Annotated in this window: 15 protein-coding genes; 10 read left to right on the top strand and 5 right to left on the bottom strand. The window is 72.6% G+C overall.

Features of this window, described 5'->3' with window-relative positions; translation table 11 throughout:
* Positions 1-98 precede the first annotated feature (98 nt).
* Positions 99-335: a hypothetical protein gene (locus J2X63_RS05555; RefSeq protein ID WP_309974873.1), complete on the top strand. Its 237-nt coding sequence runs from the start codon at positions 99-101 to the stop codon at positions 333-335.
* A gap of 231 nt (positions 336-566) precedes the next feature.
* The gene (pulA, locus tag J2X63_RS05550) at positions 567-6,608 is read left to right on the top strand and encodes a pullulanase-type alpha-1,6-glucosidase (RefSeq protein WP_309974870.1); all 6,042 of its coding nucleotides are present in this window, start codon (positions 567-569) and stop codon (positions 6,606-6,608) included.
* Between the two features lie 347 nt (positions 6,609-6,955).
* On the opposite strand, the gene J2X63_RS05545 is transcribed toward pulA, so the two are convergent.
* Entirely contained in the window at positions 6,956-7,963 is a 1,008-nt protein-coding gene (locus J2X63_RS05545; protein ID WP_309974866.1) for an o-succinylbenzoate synthase, read from the bottom strand.
* Between the two features lie 181 nt (positions 7,964-8,144).
* Between J2X63_RS05545 and J2X63_RS05540 the strand changes: the two genes are divergently transcribed.
* Genes J2X63_RS05540 through J2X63_RS05530 form a run of 3 tightly spaced genes read left to right on the top strand, consistent with a single transcriptional unit; the run spans position 8,145 to position 10,528 of the window.
* Positions 8,145-8,348, top strand: coding sequence for a hypothetical protein (locus J2X63_RS05540; RefSeq protein WP_309974863.1), 204 nt, complete (start codon positions 8,145-8,147; stop codon positions 8,346-8,348).
* 55 nt (positions 8,349-8,403) lie between these two features.
* Positions 8,404-9,339, top strand: a complete 936-nt coding sequence (locus tag J2X63_RS05535) for a 1,4-dihydroxy-2-naphthoyl-CoA synthase (protein ID WP_309974860.1) — start codon at positions 8,404-8,406, stop codon at positions 9,337-9,339.
* Positions 9,340-9,355: 16 nt separating this feature from the next.
* On the top strand, positions 9,356-10,528 hold the full coding sequence (locus J2X63_RS05530; protein WP_309974857.1) for an AMP-binding protein: 1,173 nt from the start codon (positions 9,356-9,358) through the stop codon (positions 10,526-10,528).
* A gap of 7 nt (positions 10,529-10,535) precedes the next feature.
* Here the strand turns inward: J2X63_RS05530 and J2X63_RS05525 are convergent, their stop codons facing one another.
* A complete protein-coding gene (locus J2X63_RS05525; protein ID WP_309974854.1) occupies positions 10,536-12,029 on the bottom strand; it encodes an MFS transporter in 1,494 nt (497 codons plus the stop codon).
* A gap of 97 nt (positions 12,030-12,126) precedes the next feature.
* Here J2X63_RS05525 and J2X63_RS05520 point away from each other — a divergent pair, with 97 nt between their 5' ends.
* Together J2X63_RS05520 and J2X63_RS05515 are read left to right on the top strand one after the other, a co-directional pair.
* Complete coding sequence (locus J2X63_RS05520; protein ID WP_309974851.1) at positions 12,127-12,573, top strand: helix-turn-helix domain-containing protein; 447 nt, start codon at positions 12,127-12,129, stop codon at positions 12,571-12,573.
* A gap of 167 nt (positions 12,574-12,740) precedes the next feature.
* Positions 12,741-13,709: a 1,4-dihydroxy-2-naphthoate polyprenyltransferase gene (locus tag J2X63_RS05515; protein WP_309977805.1), complete on the top strand. Its 969-nt coding sequence runs from the start codon at positions 12,741-12,743 to the stop codon at positions 13,707-13,709.
* On the opposite strand, the gene J2X63_RS05510 is transcribed toward J2X63_RS05515, so the two are convergent.
* Entirely contained in the window at positions 13,673-13,966 is a 294-nt protein-coding gene (locus J2X63_RS05510; RefSeq protein WP_309974849.1) for a DUF4229 domain-containing protein, read from the bottom strand. The genes J2X63_RS05515 and J2X63_RS05510 overlap by 37 nt on opposite strands.
* 73 nt (positions 13,967-14,039) lie before the next feature.
* Here J2X63_RS05510 and J2X63_RS05505 point away from each other — a divergent pair, with 73 nt between their 5' ends.
* The 3 genes from J2X63_RS05505 to J2X63_RS05495 all read left to right on the top strand — a co-directional run bounded on the left by J2X63_RS05505 (position 14,040) and on the right by J2X63_RS05495 (position 17,302).
* Positions 14,040-14,501, top strand: coding sequence for a PLDc N-terminal domain-containing protein (locus J2X63_RS05505; RefSeq protein WP_309974845.1), 462 nt, complete (start codon positions 14,040-14,042; stop codon positions 14,499-14,501).
* On the top strand, positions 14,494-16,317 hold the full coding sequence (gene menD / locus J2X63_RS05500; protein ID WP_309974842.1) for a 2-succinyl-5-enolpyruvyl-6-hydroxy-3-cyclohexene-1-carboxylic-acid synthase: 1,824 nt from the start codon (positions 14,494-14,496) through the stop codon (positions 16,315-16,317). The genes J2X63_RS05505 and menD overlap by 8 nt, the downstream gene beginning before the upstream one ends.
* A gap of 127 nt (positions 16,318-16,444) precedes the next feature.
* The gene (locus J2X63_RS05495; RefSeq protein ID WP_309974839.1) at positions 16,445-17,302 is read left to right on the top strand and encodes a PPK2 family polyphosphate kinase; all 858 of its coding nucleotides are present in this window, start codon (positions 16,445-16,447) and stop codon (positions 17,300-17,302) included.
* 10 nt (positions 17,303-17,312) lie between these two features.
* Here the strand turns inward: J2X63_RS05495 and J2X63_RS05490 are convergent, their stop codons facing one another.
* Positions 17,313-18,584, bottom strand: coding sequence for an isochorismate synthase MenF (locus J2X63_RS05490; protein ID WP_396133145.1), 1,272 nt, complete (start codon positions 18,582-18,584; stop codon positions 17,313-17,315).
* 146 nt (positions 18,585-18,730) lie between these two features.
* Positions 18,731-19,015, bottom strand: a complete 285-nt coding sequence (locus tag J2X63_RS05485) for a DUF427 domain-containing protein (RefSeq protein WP_309974833.1) — start codon at positions 19,013-19,015, stop codon at positions 18,731-18,733.
* Position 19,016: the final 1 nt, after the last annotated feature.

Raw genomic sequence — 19,016 nt, 5'->3', positions numbered from 1 at the left:
GATCTCGGTAGTCGTCGCCGACGAGCCTGCCCGCCTCCTCGCCGTAGAACTGGAATGTGCCCGGGATCGGGCCGCGACCAACGGATCGAGGGGTCATCATGAACACCGCAGTCATCGGCACCGCCGGCATCGTCCGCCCCGCCGGACCCGACACGCTGCTCCGGCGCATCTCGCGTCGCAGCGGCCTCGCGCTCCTCGCGTGGAGCCGCAGCGCCGAGCAGCGCCACGCGGCCCCCACTCGCGAGGAGCTCGCCGAACTGCACGAGCGGCGGCTCGTCGCCGCCCGGCTGCGCGAGGAGCGGTTCCGGGCGGTGGCGGTCGGGCGCCTGCTGTGACGGCTGCGCTGCACCGGTGAGCCCGGCGCGACGCGTCCCGCGAACGAGGGCCACCGGTTGAGAACGTTTCCACCGGCAGCCCCGCGAAGAAACCTGAGATGGCGGGCATGCGGCCGACGGCGGCATCCGGAGCCTCGCAATGTTGCAAGCGCTTGCATTAACTCGCCTCGCGCTGCTACGGTCGGCTCCAAGTCGGTGGCACGCGGTCGTGCCGGGAATCGGGAGTCAAGGATGACGCAACGGGTGCGCGCCCGCGGTTGGTTCGCTGCAGCAGTCACGGGAGCCCTCGCGGCATCCGCCATCGTCTTCGTGCCGGGCCTTGCCGCCGCGGCCGAGGAACCCCGCACGTTCGCCCTCGTCGGCAGCCTGCAATCGGAGCTCGGCTGCGCCGACGACTGGAAGCCCGACTGCGCCGAGACGGAGCTCACGGCGACCGGCACGCCCGGGGTGTACGCCGCCGAGTTCACGATCCCGGCCGGATCCTACGAGTACAAGGTCGCCGTGAACGACGCCTGGGACGAGTCCTACGGCCTGAACGGCGGCAACGACAACATCCCGCTGACGGTCGAGGGCGACACCCCGGTGCGGGTGGTGTTCGACGACACCCTGAAGCGCGTGGGCCTCGAAGCCACCGGCCTGCGCGGCGTCTACGACGAGGCATCCGACGCCGACCTCGTGGCCGACCCGGTGCGCCAGCCCGGCAGCGACGAGCAGTTCTACTTCGTCATGACCGACCGCTTCCAGAACGGCGACGCCGCGAACGACCAGGGCGGCCTCACCGGCGACCGGCTCACCACCGGCTACGACCCCACCGCGAAGGGCTTCTACAACGGCGGCGACCTCGCCGGCCTGCGGTCGCAGCTCGACTACATCGACGGACTCGGCACGACGGCCATCTGGCTGACGCCGAGCTTCAAGAACCGCCCGGTGCAGGGCGAGGGCGCCGACGCGAGCGCCGGCTACCACGGCTACTGGGTCACCGACTTCACCCAGATCGACCCGCACCTCGGCACGAACGCCGAGCTCGAGGCGCTCATCGCCGAGGCGCACGCCAAGGGCATCAAGGTCTACTTCGACATCATCACGAACCACACGGCCGACGTCATCGACTACGAGGAGGGCGAGCACTCCTACATCGACCAGGCGACGAGTCCCTATCGCGACGCCGACGGCAACGCCTTCGTCCCGGGCGACTACGCCGGCGGGGGCGATCCCGCCTTCCCGGCCCTCGACGCCGACACGAGCTTCCCGTACACGCCGACGGTCGCCCCCGAGGACGCCGACCTCAAGGTGCCGGCCTGGCTCAACGACCCGACGCTGTACCACAACCGCGGCGACTCCACGTGGGAGGGCGAGTCGGTCACGTTCGGCGACTTCGTCGGCCTCGACGACCTGATGACCGAGCACCCCACGGTCGTCAACGGCTTCGTCAACGTGTACGACGACTGGATCGACCTCGGCATCGACGGCTTCCGCATCGACACCGCCAAGCACGTGAACTTCGAGTTCTGGGAGCAGTGGTCGACGCAGGTGCTCGACTACGCTCACGACCACGGCAAGCCCGACTTCTTCATGTTCGGCGAGGTCTACGACGCCGACCCGCAGAAGCTCAGCCCCTACGTGCGCAAGACCGACATGAACTCGGTGCTCGACTTCACCTTCCAGTCGCAGGCCGTGAGCTTCGCGGCCGGCAACTCGGCGAAGAACCTCCAGTCCCTCTTCGCGGGCGACGACTACTACACGACGCCCGACTCGTCGGCGACGGCCCTGCCGACCTTCCTCGGCAACCACGACATGGGGCGCGTCGGCTACTTCCTGCAGGGCACGGATGCCCCGCTGCAGCGTGACGAGCTCGCCCACGAGCTGCTCTTCCTCACGCGCGGCCAGCCCGTCGTCTACTACGGGGACGAGCAGGGCTTCGCGGGCACCGGCGGCGACCAGAGCGCGCGCCAGACCCTCTTCCCGACCCAGGTCGCGGAGTACCAGAACCAGCCGCTGGTGACGGGCGAGACGTTCGGCACGGGCGCGCACCTCGCGACCGACGCCCCGATGTACGAGCACATCACGACCCTCGCCGACCTGCGGGCCGCGAATCCGGCGCTGTCGACCGGCGCCCAGATCGAGCGCTACGTCGACAACGGCGCGGGCGTCTACGCCTTCTCGCGGGTCGACCGCACCGAGAAGGTGGAATACCTCGTCGCGTCGAACAACTCGAACGCCGCGAAGACGGTCGACGTGCCCACCCTCACGAAGGACGGCGCGTTCGAGGTGCTCTACGGAGACGCCTCGCCCGTCACCGCGAACGCCGACGGTGTGGCATCCGTCACCGTGCCGGCGCTCGGCACCGTGGTGCTGAAGGCCGACCGCACGGTCAGCGCGCCCGACGCGGCATCCGCCATCTCGGTCTCGACCCCCGCTGCGGGCGCCGGCGTCACGGGCATCGCCCCGGTCGTCGCCGACGTCGACGACGCGACCTGGGCGGAGACGAGCTTCGCCTGGCGCGTGGCCGGCTCCGACGACTGGCACGCACTCGGCACCGCCGAAGACACGAGCCCCCGCGTCTTCCATGACACGGCCGGCCTCGCGAACGGCACGCTGCTCGAGTACCGCGCGGTGTCGACGGATGCCGCGGGCCACCGATCGGCGGCGAGCACCTACGCCTCGGTCGGCAACGCCGTGAACCTCGTCGAGGAGGAGGAGCCCGAGCAGCCGATCGACCTGGTCACGGTGCCCGGTTCGCACAACTCCGAGATGGGCTGCCCCGGCGACTGGACGCCCGGCTGCGAGGCGGCGAAGCTCACGCTCCGCGCCGACGGCATCTACGCCCGCACCTTCGACCTGCCTGCCGGGTCCTACGAGTACAAGGTCGCGCTCAACGGCAGCTGGGACCTCAACTACGGCGCGAACGGCGAGCCGAACGGCGGCAACGTCGCCTACACCCACCCGGGCGGGCCCATCACGTTCTTCTGGAATCCCGACACGAAGGTCGTCTCCTCGACGGCCGAAGGCCCCGTCGTGACCCTGCCGGGCAACTTCCAGTCGCAGATCGGATGCTCCGGCGACTGGCAGCCCGACTGCCTCGCCTCGCTCATGCAGGACGGCGACAAGGACGGCGTCTACACGTTCGCGACCGACGACCTCGACGACGGGTCCTACGAGGTGAAGGTCGCGCACAACCGCAGCTGGGACGAGAACTACGGCGTCGGCGGCGCACCCGGCGGTGCGAACTACACCTTCACCGCCACGGCCGGCAAGCTCGTCGAGTTCCGCTACACGCTCGCGACGCACGTGCTCGAGATCGTCGTCACCGACCCGCCGCTCGCGGGAACGGGCGAGTCGCGCGCGCACTGGGTGAGCGAGGACACGCTCGCGTGGCCGGCGGAGTTCCTCGGCGGGGCATCCGGTGCGGACGCGACGTGGACGCTCGAGCACTCGGCCGACGCCGCGCTCGCGGTCGCCGAGGGCGCGGTCACGGGCGGCGGTGAGCCCATCGAGCTCACGGTCGACCCGGCGGGCCTCTCCGACGCGCAGCTGGCGAAGTTCCCGGCGCTCGAGGGCTACGTGGCCCTGCACCCCAAGGGCCTCGACCGCGCCGACGTGCAGCAGCTCCTCACCGAGCAGCTCGCGGTGGCCCAGGTGACGGATGACGCGTTGAGCGCCTTCACCGGCGTGCAGGTGCCCGGCGTGCTCGACGACCTCTACGCGGACGCCCTGGCGTCCACGCCGCTCGGCGCGACCGTCGCGGGCGACGAGGCGGAGCTCGCGCTGTGGGCCCCGACCGCGCAGTCCGTGTCGGCCGAGGTCTGGGAGGCGGGCGCCACCGGCGAACCGGTGCTCGTCCCGGCCGAGTTCGACGCGGCCGACGGCACCTGGAGCGTCGACGGCGTCGACGTGGGCGACGAGTACCGCTGGTCGGTCGACGTGTACGCGCCGACGACCGGTGCCATCGAGACGAACTCGGTCACCGACCCCTACTCCGTGGCGTTGACGACGAACTCGGCGCGCACCGTGGTCGTCGACCTCGACGACGCCGCGCTGGCGCCGAAGCAGTGGGCCGAGACGCCCTCGCCCGTGGTGGAGCGACCCGTCGACCGGGCGATCTACGAGCTGCACGTGCGCGACTTCTCGATCACCGACGAGACGGTACCGGCGGAGGAGCGCGGCACGTACCGTGCCTTCACCCGCGACTCCGCGGGCACCGCGCAGCTGAAGCAGCTCGCCGACGCGGGCATCAACACCGTGCACCTGCTGCCGACGTTCGACATCGCCACGATCGAGGAGGACCGGGCCGCGCAGGCGACCCCTGCGTGCGACCTCGCGTCGTACGGTCCGGCGTCGACCGAGCAGCAGGCCTGCCTCGAATCGATCCGCGACCTCGACGGCTTCAACTGGGGCTACGACCCGTTCCACTTCCAGGCGCCCGAGGGCTCCTACGCGGTGGACGCGAACGGCGGCGCCCGCGTCGAGGAGTTCCGCGAGATGGTCGGCGCGCTGCACGCCACCGGCCTGCAGGTCGTGCTCGACGAGGTGTACAACCACGCCGCGGCATCCGGCCAGGGCGAGAAGTCGGTGCTCGACAAGATCGTGCCCGGCTACTACCAGCGGCTCAACAAGGTCGGCAACGTCGAGACCTCGACCTGCTGCCAGAACATCGCCACGGAGCACGAGGTCGCCGAGAAGCTCATGGTCGACTCCGTGGTGCTGTGGGCCAAGGAGTACAAGGTCGACGGCTTCCGCTTCGACCTCATGGGCCACCACTCGAAGGAGAACATGCTGGCGATCCGCGCCGCGCTCGACGAGCTGACGCTCGCCGCGGACGGCGTCGACGGGAACGCGATCTACCTCTACGGCGAGGGCTGGAACTTCGGCGAGGTCGCGAACAACGCGCTGTTCGAGCAGGCCACGCAGGGCCAGCTCGGCGGCACCGGCATCGGCACGTTCAACGACCGGCTGCGCGACGCCGTGCACGGCGGCAGCCCGGTCGACGGCTCGTCGACGTTCATTCAGGGCTACGGCACGGGCCTCGGCACCGATCCGAACGGACAGCCGGGCACGCCGTCGCAGGCCGACCAGCTCGCCGACCTCGGGCACCAGACCGACCTCGTGAAGCTCGGCCTCGCCGGCAACCTCCGCGGCTACGAGCTGACGGATGCCGCGGGCGAGACCGTGCGCGGCGACGAGCTCGACTACCGGGGTTCGCCGGCCGGCTACGCCGACCAACCCGACGAGGTCATCAACTACGTCGATGCGCACGACAACGAGACGCTCTACGACCTCTCGGTGTTCAAGCTGCCGACGGACACGTCGATGGCCGACCGGGTGCGCATGAACACGCTCGAGCTCGCCACGGTCACCCTGTCGCAGTCGCCGTCGTTCTGGCACGCCGGCACGGAGCTGCTGCGCTCGAAGTCCCTCGACCGCAACAGCTACAACTCGGGCGACTGGTTCAACCGCATCGACTGGACCGGCCAGGAGTCGACCTTCGGGTCGGGCCTGCCGAACGAGGCCGACAACGGTGCGAAGTGGCCCATCATGGAGCCGCTGCTCGCGAACCCGGCGCTCAAGCCGGCCGCGGCCGACATCGCGACGGCCGAGGCATCCGCCCTCGACCTGCTGCGGGTGCGCGATGAGGTCGACCTGCTGCAGCTCGGCTCGGCGGAGCTCATCGACGAGAAGGTGAGCTTCCCGAACAGCGGGCCCGGCGCCACGCCCGGCCTCATCGTGATGGAGATCGACGACCTGGTGGGCGACGACGTCGACCCCGAGCTCGACGGCGCCCTGGTGGTGTTCAACTCGTCGCCCGAGGCGATCACCGAGCAGGTCGACGGACTCGCAGGCCGCGACTTCGCCCTCACCGAGGCGCAGGCGAACGGCTCCGACGCGGTCGTGAAGAGCACGACGTGGGATGCCGCGAGCGGCTCGGTCACCGTGCCGGCGCGTTCGGTCGCGGTGCTGGTCGACGAGCAGGCGCCGCCCGTGGTCGCCACGTTCACGATCGGCGCGCCGAACAAGCTCCTCGCAAAGGCGGGCTCGGCGGTGCATTACGTCGGCGCGGTGCTCGCCGCCGACGGGTCGACGCCCGTGGGCACGGTCACCATCACCGACGGCTCGAAGGTGCTCGCCACCGTGGAGCTCACCGCGAAGGATCGTGGCCGCCTCTCGGTGAAGCTGCCGAAGCTGTCGGCGGGCGTGCACGCGATCCAGGCGTCGTTCGACGGCGGCGAGGGATTCGCGGACTCGGGCTCGTTCCCGGTGCCGTTGATCCTCTGGTAGCCGGCTGACGTGTCGAGGGGCGCCGCTGCGGATCTCCGCGGCGGCGCCCTTCGCGGTTCCTGGCGTCAGCCGCGGGCGTGGCCGGCCCATGCCCGACGCGACCCGCCCACGCGCGACCGGCCCACGACGCGACCCGCCCACGACGCGACCCGCCCGCGACGCCGACCCGCCGACCCCCGACGCCGAGCGGTCATGTTCGGCGCCGTCGCGGCGCGGGTGGCGGCGAAACGTGGCCACTCGGCGTCGGGTCGCGGCGCGCCGGGCGGCGGCGCGACGCGCGCGAGACGCGTGTGGCGCGCGTCAGCCGAGTGTGGTCGGCGCGGCAGCGCTGCGGCAGGCCGGCCGGGTCAGGACCGCGCGTCGGCGAGCACGGCGTGGGCGCGGCCCAGCCGTTCGATCCACCAGTCGGTGCGCTCGGGCCCCGCGTCGTACCGCTGCAGCAGCGCCGGGTCGGGCAGCACCCGCCGCACCTCGATGGCGCCGTCGACCGGCAGCAGCGGGTCGCGCGTGACGTCGGCGGCGAGCAGCGAGGCGGTGCCGAGACCGCAGTCGTAGTCGAGCGAGGGCACGGATGCCGCGAGCCGGGCGCCCATGGCCAGGCCCACGCTCGTGTCGAGGGCGCTGGACACCACGACGGGGAGCCCTGCCGCCGCGATGATGCGCAGCGCCCGCCGGATGCCGCCGAGCGGCTGCGCCTTGATCACGAGCAGGTCGGCCGCGCCGGCCTCGGCCACGGCGAGGGGGTCGTCGGCCCGGCGCACGCTCTCGTCGGCGGCGATGGGGATGCCCATGTACTTCACGCGGACCCCGATCTCGGCGAGTTCCGCGACGGTCGCGCAGGGCTGCTCGACGTACTCGAGGTCGAACGGGGCGAGCGCGTGGATCGCGTGCTCGGCCTCGTCGACGTTCCAGCCGCCGTTCGCGTCGACCCGGATGCGTCCCTCGGGGCCGAGCGCGTGGCGCACGGCGCGCACGCGCGCGACATCCGCCGACAGTGGCTCGTCGCCGCCACCGACCTTCACCTTCGCGGTGCGGCAGCCGGGGAAGCGCGCGAGCACGGCGCCGACGCTGTCGGGGTCGACCGCCGGCACAGTCGCGTTCACCGGGATCCGGTCCCGCAGGGCGGGCGGCGGCGCGGTCCAGCCGAAGTCGACGGCGGCGGCCAGCCAGGCGGATGCCTCGTCGTCGTCGTACTCGGCGAACGGCGAGAACTCCGTCCACCCCTCGGGCCCCTCGAAGAGCATGGCCTCGCGCACGTCGATGCCGCGGAACCTGGTGACGAGGGGGAGCGCCACCACCCTCGCCGTCGCCAGCAGGTCGTCGAGGGTCGGCAGGGGTGCGGCGTCATCGGTCACCGTCCCATCGTGGCACCGACCCGAACCCGCCGCTCCGGGCCGCGCCCCCAGGTCGCCCGGGAATGCATGAGAATCCGGTAGACGGGCCCGGAAGGGAGGACATCGCCGCGAATCTCATGCAGTGCGGCTGGGAATCCGAGAATGACGGTCTGTTAGTGTGGCCGCCTTGGAGGAGGTGCGCATGTCCGACGAACTCGACACCCTCGGCGTCGAAGCCAGTGAGGTGCGACGTGACTCCCCGGGGCGCAACGTCCTGATCGCCGTGATCGGCCTGGTGCTCATGGTCGCGGCGCTCATCCCGCTCACCTGGGGCGCGATCTGGGTCGGCTCGATCGCGTATGCCGGCATCGTGGCGTTCTTCAGCGGGGAGCCCGCGACCCTCTGAGGTCGTTGTCTCGCCCGCCACCGAGCCGATCGCGGCCCGGCCGTAGGCTGGAGGCATGGCGCACGAGGTCTCCGAACTGTTCGACGCGAGCGAGTGGACGGATGCCGCCCCCGCCACGCCCGGGGCATCCGTCGGATTCACCGACATCACGTATCACCACTCGCACGACGGCCGCATCGCACGCATCGCGTTCCACCGGCCCGAGGTGCGCAACGCGTTCCGGCCGCACACGGTCGACGAGCTGTACCGCGCGCTCGAGGACGCCCGCACCAACCCGCGCATCGGCGTCGTGCTGCTGACGGGCAACGGGCCGAGTGCGAAGGACGGCGGCTGGGCGTTCTGCTCGGGCGGCGACCAGCGCATCCGAGGGCGCGACGGGTACCAGTACTCCGACGCCGAGGCCGAGGTGGTGCGCGACCCGGCGGCCGCGGCAGCGACCGGGCGCCTACACATCCTCGAGGTGCAGCGGCTCATCCGGTTCATGCCGAAGGTCGTCATCGCGGTCGTGCCGGGCTGGGCGGCGGGTGGCGGGCATTCGCTGCACGTCGTCTGCGACCTCACCATCGCGAGCCGCGAGCACGGCCGGTTCAAGCAGACGGATGCAGACGTCGGCAGCTTCGACGCCGGCTACGGCAGCGCCTACTTCGCCCGCCAGATCGGTCAGAAGTTCGCCCGCGAGGTGTTCTTCCTCGCCGAGGAGTACTCCGCGGATCGCGCGTACGAGATGGGCGCGGTGAACCGGGTCGTGCCGCACGCCGACCTCGAGCGGGAGGCGATCGCCATGGCCCGCACCATCCTGACGAAGTCGCCCACCGCCATCCGCATGCTGAAGTTCGCCTTCAACGCGGTCGACGACGGCATGGTCGGCCAGCAGGTGTTCGCCGGAGAGGCGACCCGGCTCGCGTACGGCACCGACGAGGCCGTCGAGGGTCGCGACGCGTTCCTCGAGAAGCGCGACCCCGACTGGGGTCCCTACCCGTGGCACTACTAGCCGGGCGGATGCCGCGATGAAACCGCTCGTACGGGTGTCGGCGACCGACGTTGCGGGCCTCACGTTCGCCCTGCGTCGGGCACTCTCGGGCGGACCCGCGGTGTGGCCCGTGCCCGGTGCCGGCCGCGTCGTAGCGCTCGAGGATGCCGGGGAGGTCGAGGACGGCATCGCCCTCGTCGTCGAGACGAGCGGGTCGACGGATGCCCCGAAACGCGTGCTGCTCTCCGGGGCGGCCCTGCGCGCGAGCGCCGTCGCGACCGAGGCCGCGCTCAGCGGACCCGGGCAGTGGCTGCTCGCCCTCCCGGGCCACTACATCGCCGGTGCCCAGGTGCTCGTGCGGTCGATCGTGGCCGGCACGGAGCCCGTGGTCCTCGACGGCGACGGGTTCGAGCCGACGGCGTTCGCCGCGGCATCCGCTCGGCTCGACCGGCTGCGGCCGCGCTACACGTCGCTCGTGCCGGTGCAGCTGAGCAGGCTGGTCGAGGCCGCCCGGACCGACCGCACCGTGGCCGACGCGCTGCACCGCTTCGACCGGATCCTGCTCGGCGGCCAGGCCGCGTCGCCCTCGCTGATCGTCGCGGCCGACGCGCTCGGCCTGCGGGTGACCCGCACCTACGGGTCGAGCGAGACGGCGGGCGGGTGCGTCTACGACGGACGCGCGCTCGACGGCGTGCGCGTGCGCATCGTGGACGGCCGCGTGGAGGTGTCGGGACCCATGCTCGCCGACGGCTACCTCGGCGACCCGGCGCGCACCGCCGACGCCTTCGTGACCGACGCCGACGGCACCAGGTGGTATCGCACGGGCGACCTCGGCGATGTGGCGTACGACGGCATCCTGCGGATCCGGGGCCGAGCCGACGACGTGATCATCTCGGGCGGCGTGAAGGTCGCGCTCGGCGAGGTCGAGCGGGCCGTGCGGTCGGTGCCCGGGTTCGGCGACGCGGTCGTCGTCCGGGTGCCCGACGCCGAGTGGGGGGAGCGGGCGGCGGTGGTGACCATGCGCACGGATGCCGCCGCGGCATCCGATGCCCTCACGACGCTCGTCGCGGCGACCGACGCCGCCGGGCTGACGCCCGCAGCCCGCCCCGTGCGCCTCGAGCTCATCGACCGCCTGCCCCTGCTCGCCTCGGGCAAGCCCGACCGCCGCGCCCTCGAGGCGAGGATGCGCGGCGGCCGGGAGGAGGGATAGAGGCCGATCAGGCGGGTCGGGCGCTCGGCGCGCCGGCGCCTGCGGGCACCGGCTCGATGTCGGCCTCGGCGAGCCGCTTGGCCTCGTCGAGGTGGGCCTGCACCTGCGCGCGGCCGGGCAGGAAGAGGCTGGCGAGTGCCGCAATCGCGAACCCGGCCACCGCGACCCAGACCGAGGCCTGCAGGGCGGTGAGCAGGTGCTCCCGGCTCCAGTCCTCGCCGACGACGGTGAAGAACACGGTCGTCGAGACCGCGACGCCGGCCGCCGCGCCGAGCTGCTGGAAGGTGCTGTACGCGCCCGACGCTGCGCCCGCATCGGCGACCGGCACGGTGGCGAGGGCCACGTCGACGAGCGGGATGACGACGAGCGCAAGGCCCACGCCCGACAGCAGCATCGGCCACACCGCCGCCCAGCCGGTGAAGTCGGCGCCGGTGGCGACGACGACCGCGAACACCCACAGGAGGCCGGCTCCGAGCAGTACGGCGCCCGCGGTGACGAGCACCTTGCCGAGGCGCGCCACGAGCGGGATCACGATGCCCGTGCCGACCAGCGCGCCGAGGCTGAACGCGAGCAGGTTGAGGCCGGCGGTCAGCGCGTCGAAGCCGAGCCCGACCTGCAGGTAGATGATGAACGGCAGCGTGAACGCGTTGAGCGAGCCCTGGAACGCCGCCTGGGTGACGATGCCCGCCGAGAAGCCGCGGTCGGCGAAGAGCGGCATCGGCAGCAGCGCCGAGCCGTCGCGGCGCATGCGACGGCGCGAGTAGGCGATGAACACGACGAGCAGCACCGCGCCGAACGCGACGGGGATCCACAGCCAGGCCGGCCACCCGAGCGACTGGCCCTCGACGAGCGGCACCATGAACGCGAGCACGATGGCGCTGAGCAGCGCCACGCCCACCAGGTCGAGCCGCATGGGCCGCTCGGAGCGGGTGTCGGGCACGAAACGTGCCGCGAGGATGAAGATCGCGATGCCGACGGGGATGTTGATGAGGAACACCGTGCGCCAGCCGAGGCCCCAGAGGTCGGCGTCGATGAGCCAGCCGCCGAGCACCGGGCCGAGCACCGCGGCGAGGCCGCTGACGCCGCCGATGAGCCCGTACATCGGAGCGCGCTCGCGGGGGCTGAACAGCGCCTGCACCGACGCCAGGAGCTGCGGCACCATGAGCGCGGCGAACAGGCCCTGCGCGATGCGCGTGACGACGAGCGCCTCGCCCGACCAGGCTGCCGCGGCGACTCCGGAGGCGACCGTGAACCCGGCGATCCCGATGAGGAAGATCCTGCGTCGCCCGAACAGGTCGCCGAGGCGTCCGCCCGTGATCAGCGCGACCGCGAAGGCGAGCATGTACCCGCTCACGATCCATTCGAGCTGGGCCTCGGAGGCCCCGAGGTCGGCGCCGATCGACGGCAGGGCGACCTGCACGATGGTGACGTCGAGCAGGTCCATGAACGAGGCGAACAGGAGGATGCCGATGGCGAGCCCTCGGCGTGTGGTGGTGGCCATGGCCGTCATCCCTTCGTATGCTGAGATTGCTACCGATGCGGGATTGTCCCGATGTGGAATAATCCCACTTCGGGAAGAATAGGAGGCAGGCGAGCCGATGTCAAGCAGGGCCGAGGTCACCGCTCGCATCGTCGAGCTCGTGCAGCTCGTCATCGCCTCCTCGGTGATGACGAACGAGCGCATCGCCCGATCGCTCGGGCTGAACGTGGTCGACATGCAGGCGTTCGGCTTCATCCAGCGCCACGGCGGCCCGATGACGGCGGGTGAGGTGAGCCAGCAGACCGAGCTGCCGACGAGCACCACCACGCGCGTGCTCGACCGGCTCGAGAAGCATGGGCTCATCGAGCGCACGACCGACCCCGCCGATCGCCGCCGGGTCGTGGTGCGGGCGCTGCCCGACGCGTTCGCCGGAGCCGGCCGGGGAGGTCCCGACGACCCGTACGCCGACATCCTCGCGGGCATGATGCGGCTCCACGAGCAGTTCACCGTCGAGGAGCTCGAGATCGTCGCCCGCTACCTGGACGCGCTGAAGGACGTGCGCTGACGCCCGGTGGCGCCTGCGCGGACGTGCCGTGGCGCCTGCGATGCCGTGCCGTGGCGCATGCGCTGCTGTGCCGTGGCGGCTGCGATGCCGCACGCCCGCCCGCGCCGTCAGCGGGTCATAGGGTCGCGAATTAGCATGTCGGTGTGGCACGCCCCAAGCAGCAGCGCATGAACCCCCAAGACGTCCGCAACCGCAGCGCCCGCGGTCGCTCGGGCAACCCGGCCAAGGCCGGATCCGGCTCGGCCCCCGCGCGCGGTCCGGCCACCGCCGCCGACTGGGTGGCCGGCGCCCGGCTGCGCACGCTGCCGCTCGCGGTCGCCCCGGTGGCCCTCGGCACGGGTGCGGGCGTCGTGGCCATCGCCGACGGCCCGTGGCATCCGGCCCGCGCGCTGCTCGCGCTCGTCGTCGCGCTCGCGCTGCAGATCGCGGTGAACTACGCCAACGACTACTCCGACGGCGTGCGCGGCACCGACGACCACCGCGTCGGCCCGGCGCGACTCACCGGGTCGGGCGCGGCGAAGCCCCGGCACGTGCTCGCCGTGGCGCTCAGCTTCTTCGCGCTCGCCGCACTCGCGGGACTCGCGCTCGTCATCGTGACGCAGCAGTGGTGGCTGCTCGCCGTCGGCGCCGTCGCCATCGTGGCGGCCTGGTTCTACACCGGCGGCAAGCGCCCCTACGGCTACTCCGGCCTGGGCGAGCTGTTCGTGTTCGTGTTCTTCGGCATCGTGGCCACCGCCGGATCGGCCTACGTGCAGGCGCTCGACGTGAACCTCGAGGCCTGGCTCGGCGGAGTCGGAGCCGGCCTCATCGCCTGTGCGGTGCTCATGGCCAACAACCTCCGCGACGTCGCGCAGGACAAGGCGGCGGGCAAGCGCACCCTCGCGGTGCTCGTCGGGCCGCTCGCGGGGCGCATCCTGTTCGCCGTGTTCATGCTCGTGCCGTTCGCGATCGTCGTCTTCTTCGCGCTGTTCTACCCCACGGCGTGGCTCGTGCTATTCGGCCTGCTGCTCGCGCTGCCGGCGGCGGCGATCGTCCTGTGGTCGAAGACGCCGCGCGAACTGCTGCTCGCCCTCCAGCTGGCGAGCCTCACCGCGCTCGTCTACGGCGTGGGCTTGGGACTCGCGTTCGGGCTCTGACCGTCGATCGCGGCGTCCTCCTCCTCGTCGTCGGCACGGGCGACCGGCGCCTCGCGGTGCCGCGCGCTGTAGAGGTCGGTCGACATCGACTCCCGGGCCCGGCGCAGGAAGATCAGCGACGCGCTCAGCCCGAACAGGGCGGCGACGGCCGCGGAGATCCACGGGTTCACGCCCACGGCGAGCAGCACGGCGAGCGGCACCGCGAAGAGCAGGATGCGCAGCGCGGTGTACCAGATCCAGACGGGCACGGATTTCACCTTGACAGTGTAGGTCGCCGCCGCTGAGCGCTCTCACAGCCGCAGCGGCCCCGGACGCGCCTACACTGAGGGAATGGCCCGGCTGCTCTTCGGACTCGGCGTCGCCGCCGTGATCTTCACGATCTACGCCGTCGCCGACTGCGCGTTCTTCGATCGCACGCGCATCCGAGGCCTGCGCCGCGGCTGGTGGATCGTCGTGATCCTCATCGTGCCGATCATCGGCGGGCTCCTCTGGTTCATCATCGGCCGCGGCCGGGCGAACCGGGTGGGGCCGTCGCGAGGCGGCGCGATCGCGCCCGACGACGACGCCGACTTCCTTCGCCGCCTCCGCACCGACGCCGAGCAGGACGAGCGCATCCGCCGCCTCGAGCAGGAACTGGCCGAGCTCGACGCCGACGACACCAAGGGCTCCGGGCCGGGTCGCGCTCCCGGCGCCGCCACGCCGCCCGACGGCACGCGCGGCTCCGATCGCAAGCGTCCCGACGCACCCGACGCCCCCGGTGAGGTCGGCCCCTCCGGGCGACCGAATGGCTGATCCGGCGCCCCACCCGGTGCAGGCCGGACGGAGCCAAGGCGGGCGGAGCCCCGCGAGCGACGCCGCGATGGCGCTCCTCAGCGCCTTCGTGCGCGAGGGCGTGCGGGACGTCGTCGTGGCGCCCGGCTCCCGTTCGCAGGCGCTCGCGCTCGCCGCGGCCGAGCTCGAGCGCGTGGGCGCCATCCGCCTGCACGTGCGCATCGACGAGCGCGGTGCCGCGTTCCTGGCACTCGGCACGGCCGTCGAGTCCGGCCGCCCGGCCCTGATCGTCACCACGTCGGGCACCGCCGTCGCGAACCTGCATCCCGCCGTGCTGGAGGCGCATCACTCGGGCGTCCCGCTGATCGTCTGCTCCGCCGACCGCCCGGCGGAGCTCCGCGGCATCCGTTCGAACCAGACGACCATGCAGCCGGGCATCTTCGCCGGCGCGGTGCGACTCGAACGCGATGTCCCCGCACCAGAGGGTGCGCCAGGTGAAGCGGATGCCGCGGCCGCCGTCGCCCGCGAGGCCGTCGCCGCGGCGCTCGGCCGCGACGCGTCGGGCGATCCGGTGCCGCACCCGGGCCCGGGGCCGGTGCATGTGAACCTGCAGTACCGGGAGCCGCTCTCCGCCGTGCTGACCCTCGACGTCGCGCCGCGCGCCGAGGAGCCGTGGACGACGCCCGCCGAGGCGCCCCGACCGGGCGGCGCCGTCATCGAGCACGGCCCCCGCACCATCGTCGTGGCCGGGGCGGGCGCCGGCCCCGCCGCCGAGGAGTTCGCGCGCGACGGCGGCTGGCCGCTCATCGCCGAGGTCACGAGCGGCGCACATTTCGGGCCGAACCTCGTCGTGGCCTACCGCGAGCTCCTGCGCGAGCCCGGGTTCGGCGACGCCGTCGAGCGCGTCGTCGTCTTCGGGCATCCGACGCTCTCGCGCGAGGTGCCCGCGCTCGTGCAGCGCGACGGCGTGGAGGCGATCGTGGTCGCGCCGACGGGCATCGAGTGGTACGACCCGGGCCGGCGGGTTCGCCGCTTCGAACGTGCGGTGCGCGCGGCCGCGCACGAACCCGACGCCGACGAGCGCGCGTGGACGGGCCGGTGGGTGCGGGCGAGCCGCATGCTGCTCGACGAGGCCGGGCCGGCCGCGGCATCCGTGCGCAGCGGGGTCGACGAGACCGGCCACGTCTCCGACTTCTCGGCGCAACGCGAGTACATGCGCGCGCAGCTCGCCGCCGTGCGCGCTCCGGTCACCCGGCGGATGCTCGTCGACGCGGTGTGGGCCGCGACCTGGCCGCACGACCGCCTCGTGTTCGGCGCGTCCCGACTCATCCGCGATGCCGACCGCGCGGTGCCCGGCCGACGCATCCCGGTGCACGCGAACCGCGGCCTCGCCGGCATCGACGGCACCGTCGCCACCGCGCTCGGGATCGCCATCGCGAGCCAGGCACCGGCACCGGGCGAGTCGGAGGCTCCGGATGCCGCGGCGCCGGCCGTCCCCGCCCGCACCGGCGTGACCCGCGCCCTCATCGGCGACCTCACCCTGCTGCACGACGTGGGGTCGCTGCTGCTCGGACAGGGCGAGCCGCGCCCGCGCCTGCAGCTCATCGTGGGCAACGACGGCGGCGGCACGATCTTCGACGCGCTCGAGGTGGCCGGTTCGGCCGCGCCCGAGGCGTTCGACCGGGTGCAGTTCACGCCGCACGCGGTCGACCTCGCGGCGCTCGCGGGCGCCTACGGATGGGGCTACGCCCGCGCGACGACCCGTGGCGAGCTCGATGAGGCGCTCACCGGGCGGGTCGACGGTCCTCAGCTCGTCGAGGTGCCGCTGCCGCGCTGAGCTCGGGTTGCGAACCGTATCAGACTCCACCGCACATCCGTCGACCCACGTCGAGCCCTTGCCGCGGCATCCGCTCAGTCGACAGGATGGACCCCGGGCGACAGAGCGTCGCACGAAGGAGTGTGACATGAGCCGCGAGTCGTACTGGCGCGAGGACCCGACCGGACTGCTGCGAGTGGACCCGGGATTCATCCTCCTCGAGTCGCCGACCGACGCGACCCCGGGTTTCGACGGCAACAAGAAGGCAGGCCGCGCCGCCCTGAAGGAGGGCGCGCTCGTGCTCACCGACCTGCAGGAGAAGCTGTTCGCGCACCACCAGGCCGGCGACGACGGCCGGCGCATCCTGCTCGTGCTGCAGGCCATGGACACCGCCGGCAAGGGCGGCATCGTGAAGCACGTCATCGGCAACGTGGACCCGCAGGGCGTGCAGCTGGCCTCCTTCAAGGCCCCCTCCGAGGAGGAGCAGAAGCACGACTTCCTCTGGCGCATCCGCAAGCAGGTGCCCGAGCCGGGCATGATCGGCGTCTTCGACCGGTCGCACTACGAAGACGTGCTCATCGCGCTCGTGCGCGACCTCGCGACCCCCGAGGAGATCGAGCGCCGCTACGGCGCGATCAACGAGTTCGAGGCCGAACTGGTGGCCGAGGGCACGACGATCATCAAGGTCATGCTGCACATCTCGCCCGACGAGCAGAAGGCGCGCCTGATGGACCGACTCGAGCGGCCCGAGAAGCAGTGGAAGTACAGCCCCAACGACGTCGAGGAGCGGATGCTCGGGCCGAAGTACCAGGAGGCCTACCAAGCGGCATTCGAGCGCACCGCCACGCCGATCGCGCCCTGGTACGTCGTGCCGGCCGACCACAAGTGGTACGCGCGCCTGGCGGTGCAGCACCTGCTCATCCAGGCGCTCGAGGCGCTCGAACTCGAGTGGCCGCTGCCCGACTACGACGTCGAGACCGAGAAGCTGCGGCTGCTCGCGAGCTGAGCGCGGCGCGTCAGCCGCCGAACGCCTCGACGATCGGCCGGAACTTCATGACGGTCTCGGCGAGCTCGTCGGCTGGCCGGGAGTCGTGGACGATGCCGCAACCGGCATATGCCGCCACGGTGCCGTCGGGCTCGACCTGCGCGCAGCGCAGGGCGATGGCCCACTCGCCGTCGCCGTCGCCGTCGATCCAGCCGACCGGACCGGCGTAGCGGCCCCGGTCGAAGCCCTCGAGCTCGGCGAGCACGCGCAGCGCGACCCGGCGAGGAGTGCCCGCGACGGCCGCGGTCGGATGCACCGCCTGCACGAGATCGAGCGAGCTCGAGCCGTCGCCGAGGGTGCCCTTGAGGTCGGTCGCGAGGTGCCAGAGGTTCGGCAGCTGCAGCGTGAACGGCTCGGGGCTGGCGTCGAGGCGGGCGGTGTGCGGGGCGAGCCGCTTCACCGCGCTCGCCACGGCGAGGGCGTGCTCGGCGAGGTCCTTGGGCGACGCGGCCAGGGCGGTGGCACGTTCGCGGTCGGATGCGTCGCCGGCACCCCGTGACGTCGTGCCGGCGAGGACGCGTGCCGAGACCGTGCCGTGGTCGACGCGCACGAGCGTCTCGGGGCTCGCCCCGATGAGCCCGTCGACGGCGTACACCCACGTGTCGGGGTAGTCCTCGGCGAGGCGGGTGATGGTCGCGCGGAGGCCGTCCTCCTCGTGCAGCTCGCCGAGCAGCTGCCGGGCGAGCACCACCTTCTCGAGCTCGCCGGCGTCGATGCGGCGCACGGCCTCGGCGACGGCGGACTCGTATGCCTCGGGCGGCACGGCTCCCGGGGTGAATGCCACGCGCGGCACGCGGCGCTTGGGCGCCGGCTCGGGGATGGCGAGCGGCACGGCGGCTGCGGCATCCTCACTGCCGTCGCCGCCCCGGTCGCCGGAGGCCCCAGCCGCACCCGACGCGTGCGTGATGCGGGTGACCCACGCGCGGCCGTCGCGGCGGCCGAGCACGAGCTCGGGCACGACGAGCACGCTCGACGAGGCGGAGTGATCGGCGAACGCGAACGCGCCGAACGCGACGAGCCCCGTGCCGGGCAGCCCCACGCGGTCGTCGACGTCCGCGTCGGCGGCGAGCTCGGTCCACGCCGCCGCGGCGTCCTTCACGCGCGAGGCGCCGCTCGTCTCGACGCGCAGGGTCTCGCCGAGGCCCACGATGCCCTCACCGCGGCGCATCCAGAGCAGCGGATGCCGCGGGTCGGCGCGCGGGATGAGCGGCGCGAGCTCCTCGACCGGCTCGGTGCGCACCACGAGCCGGGGCCGCGCGGACGCGGACGGGGGTCGTCCGGCGGCCGCTCGGGCGGCCAGCTCGACGGGACCGGGGCGGGTGACGACGAGCCCCGTGGCATCCGGGTGAATCACCGCACCAGCCTACGTCCCCGGGATGGGGCCGGCGCTCAGGCGGCGACGACCTCGACACCGTGCCAGAACGCGACGTGCTCGGCGATCTCGGCGGCGGCGGGGGAGGGGGTCGGGTAGGTCCAGGCGGCGTTCGGGTTGCGCTTGCCGTCGACCTCGACGTGGAGGTAGTCGGCAGTGCCCTTCCAGTGGCACACGCTGTGGTTGTCGCTCGGTGCGAAGTAGCGCGGGTCGAGCGCCTCGCGCGGGAAGTAGTGGTTGCCCTCGACCACGACCGTGTCGTCGGACTCCGCGATCACCGCACCGTTCCAGATGGCCTTCATG

The organism is Agromyces sp. 3263, from assembly GCF_031456545.1.
Lineage (GTDB): Bacteria > Actinomycetota > Actinomycetes > Actinomycetales > Microbacteriaceae > Agromyces.
This window is presented reverse-complemented; position numbering and strand designations above follow the sequence as displayed.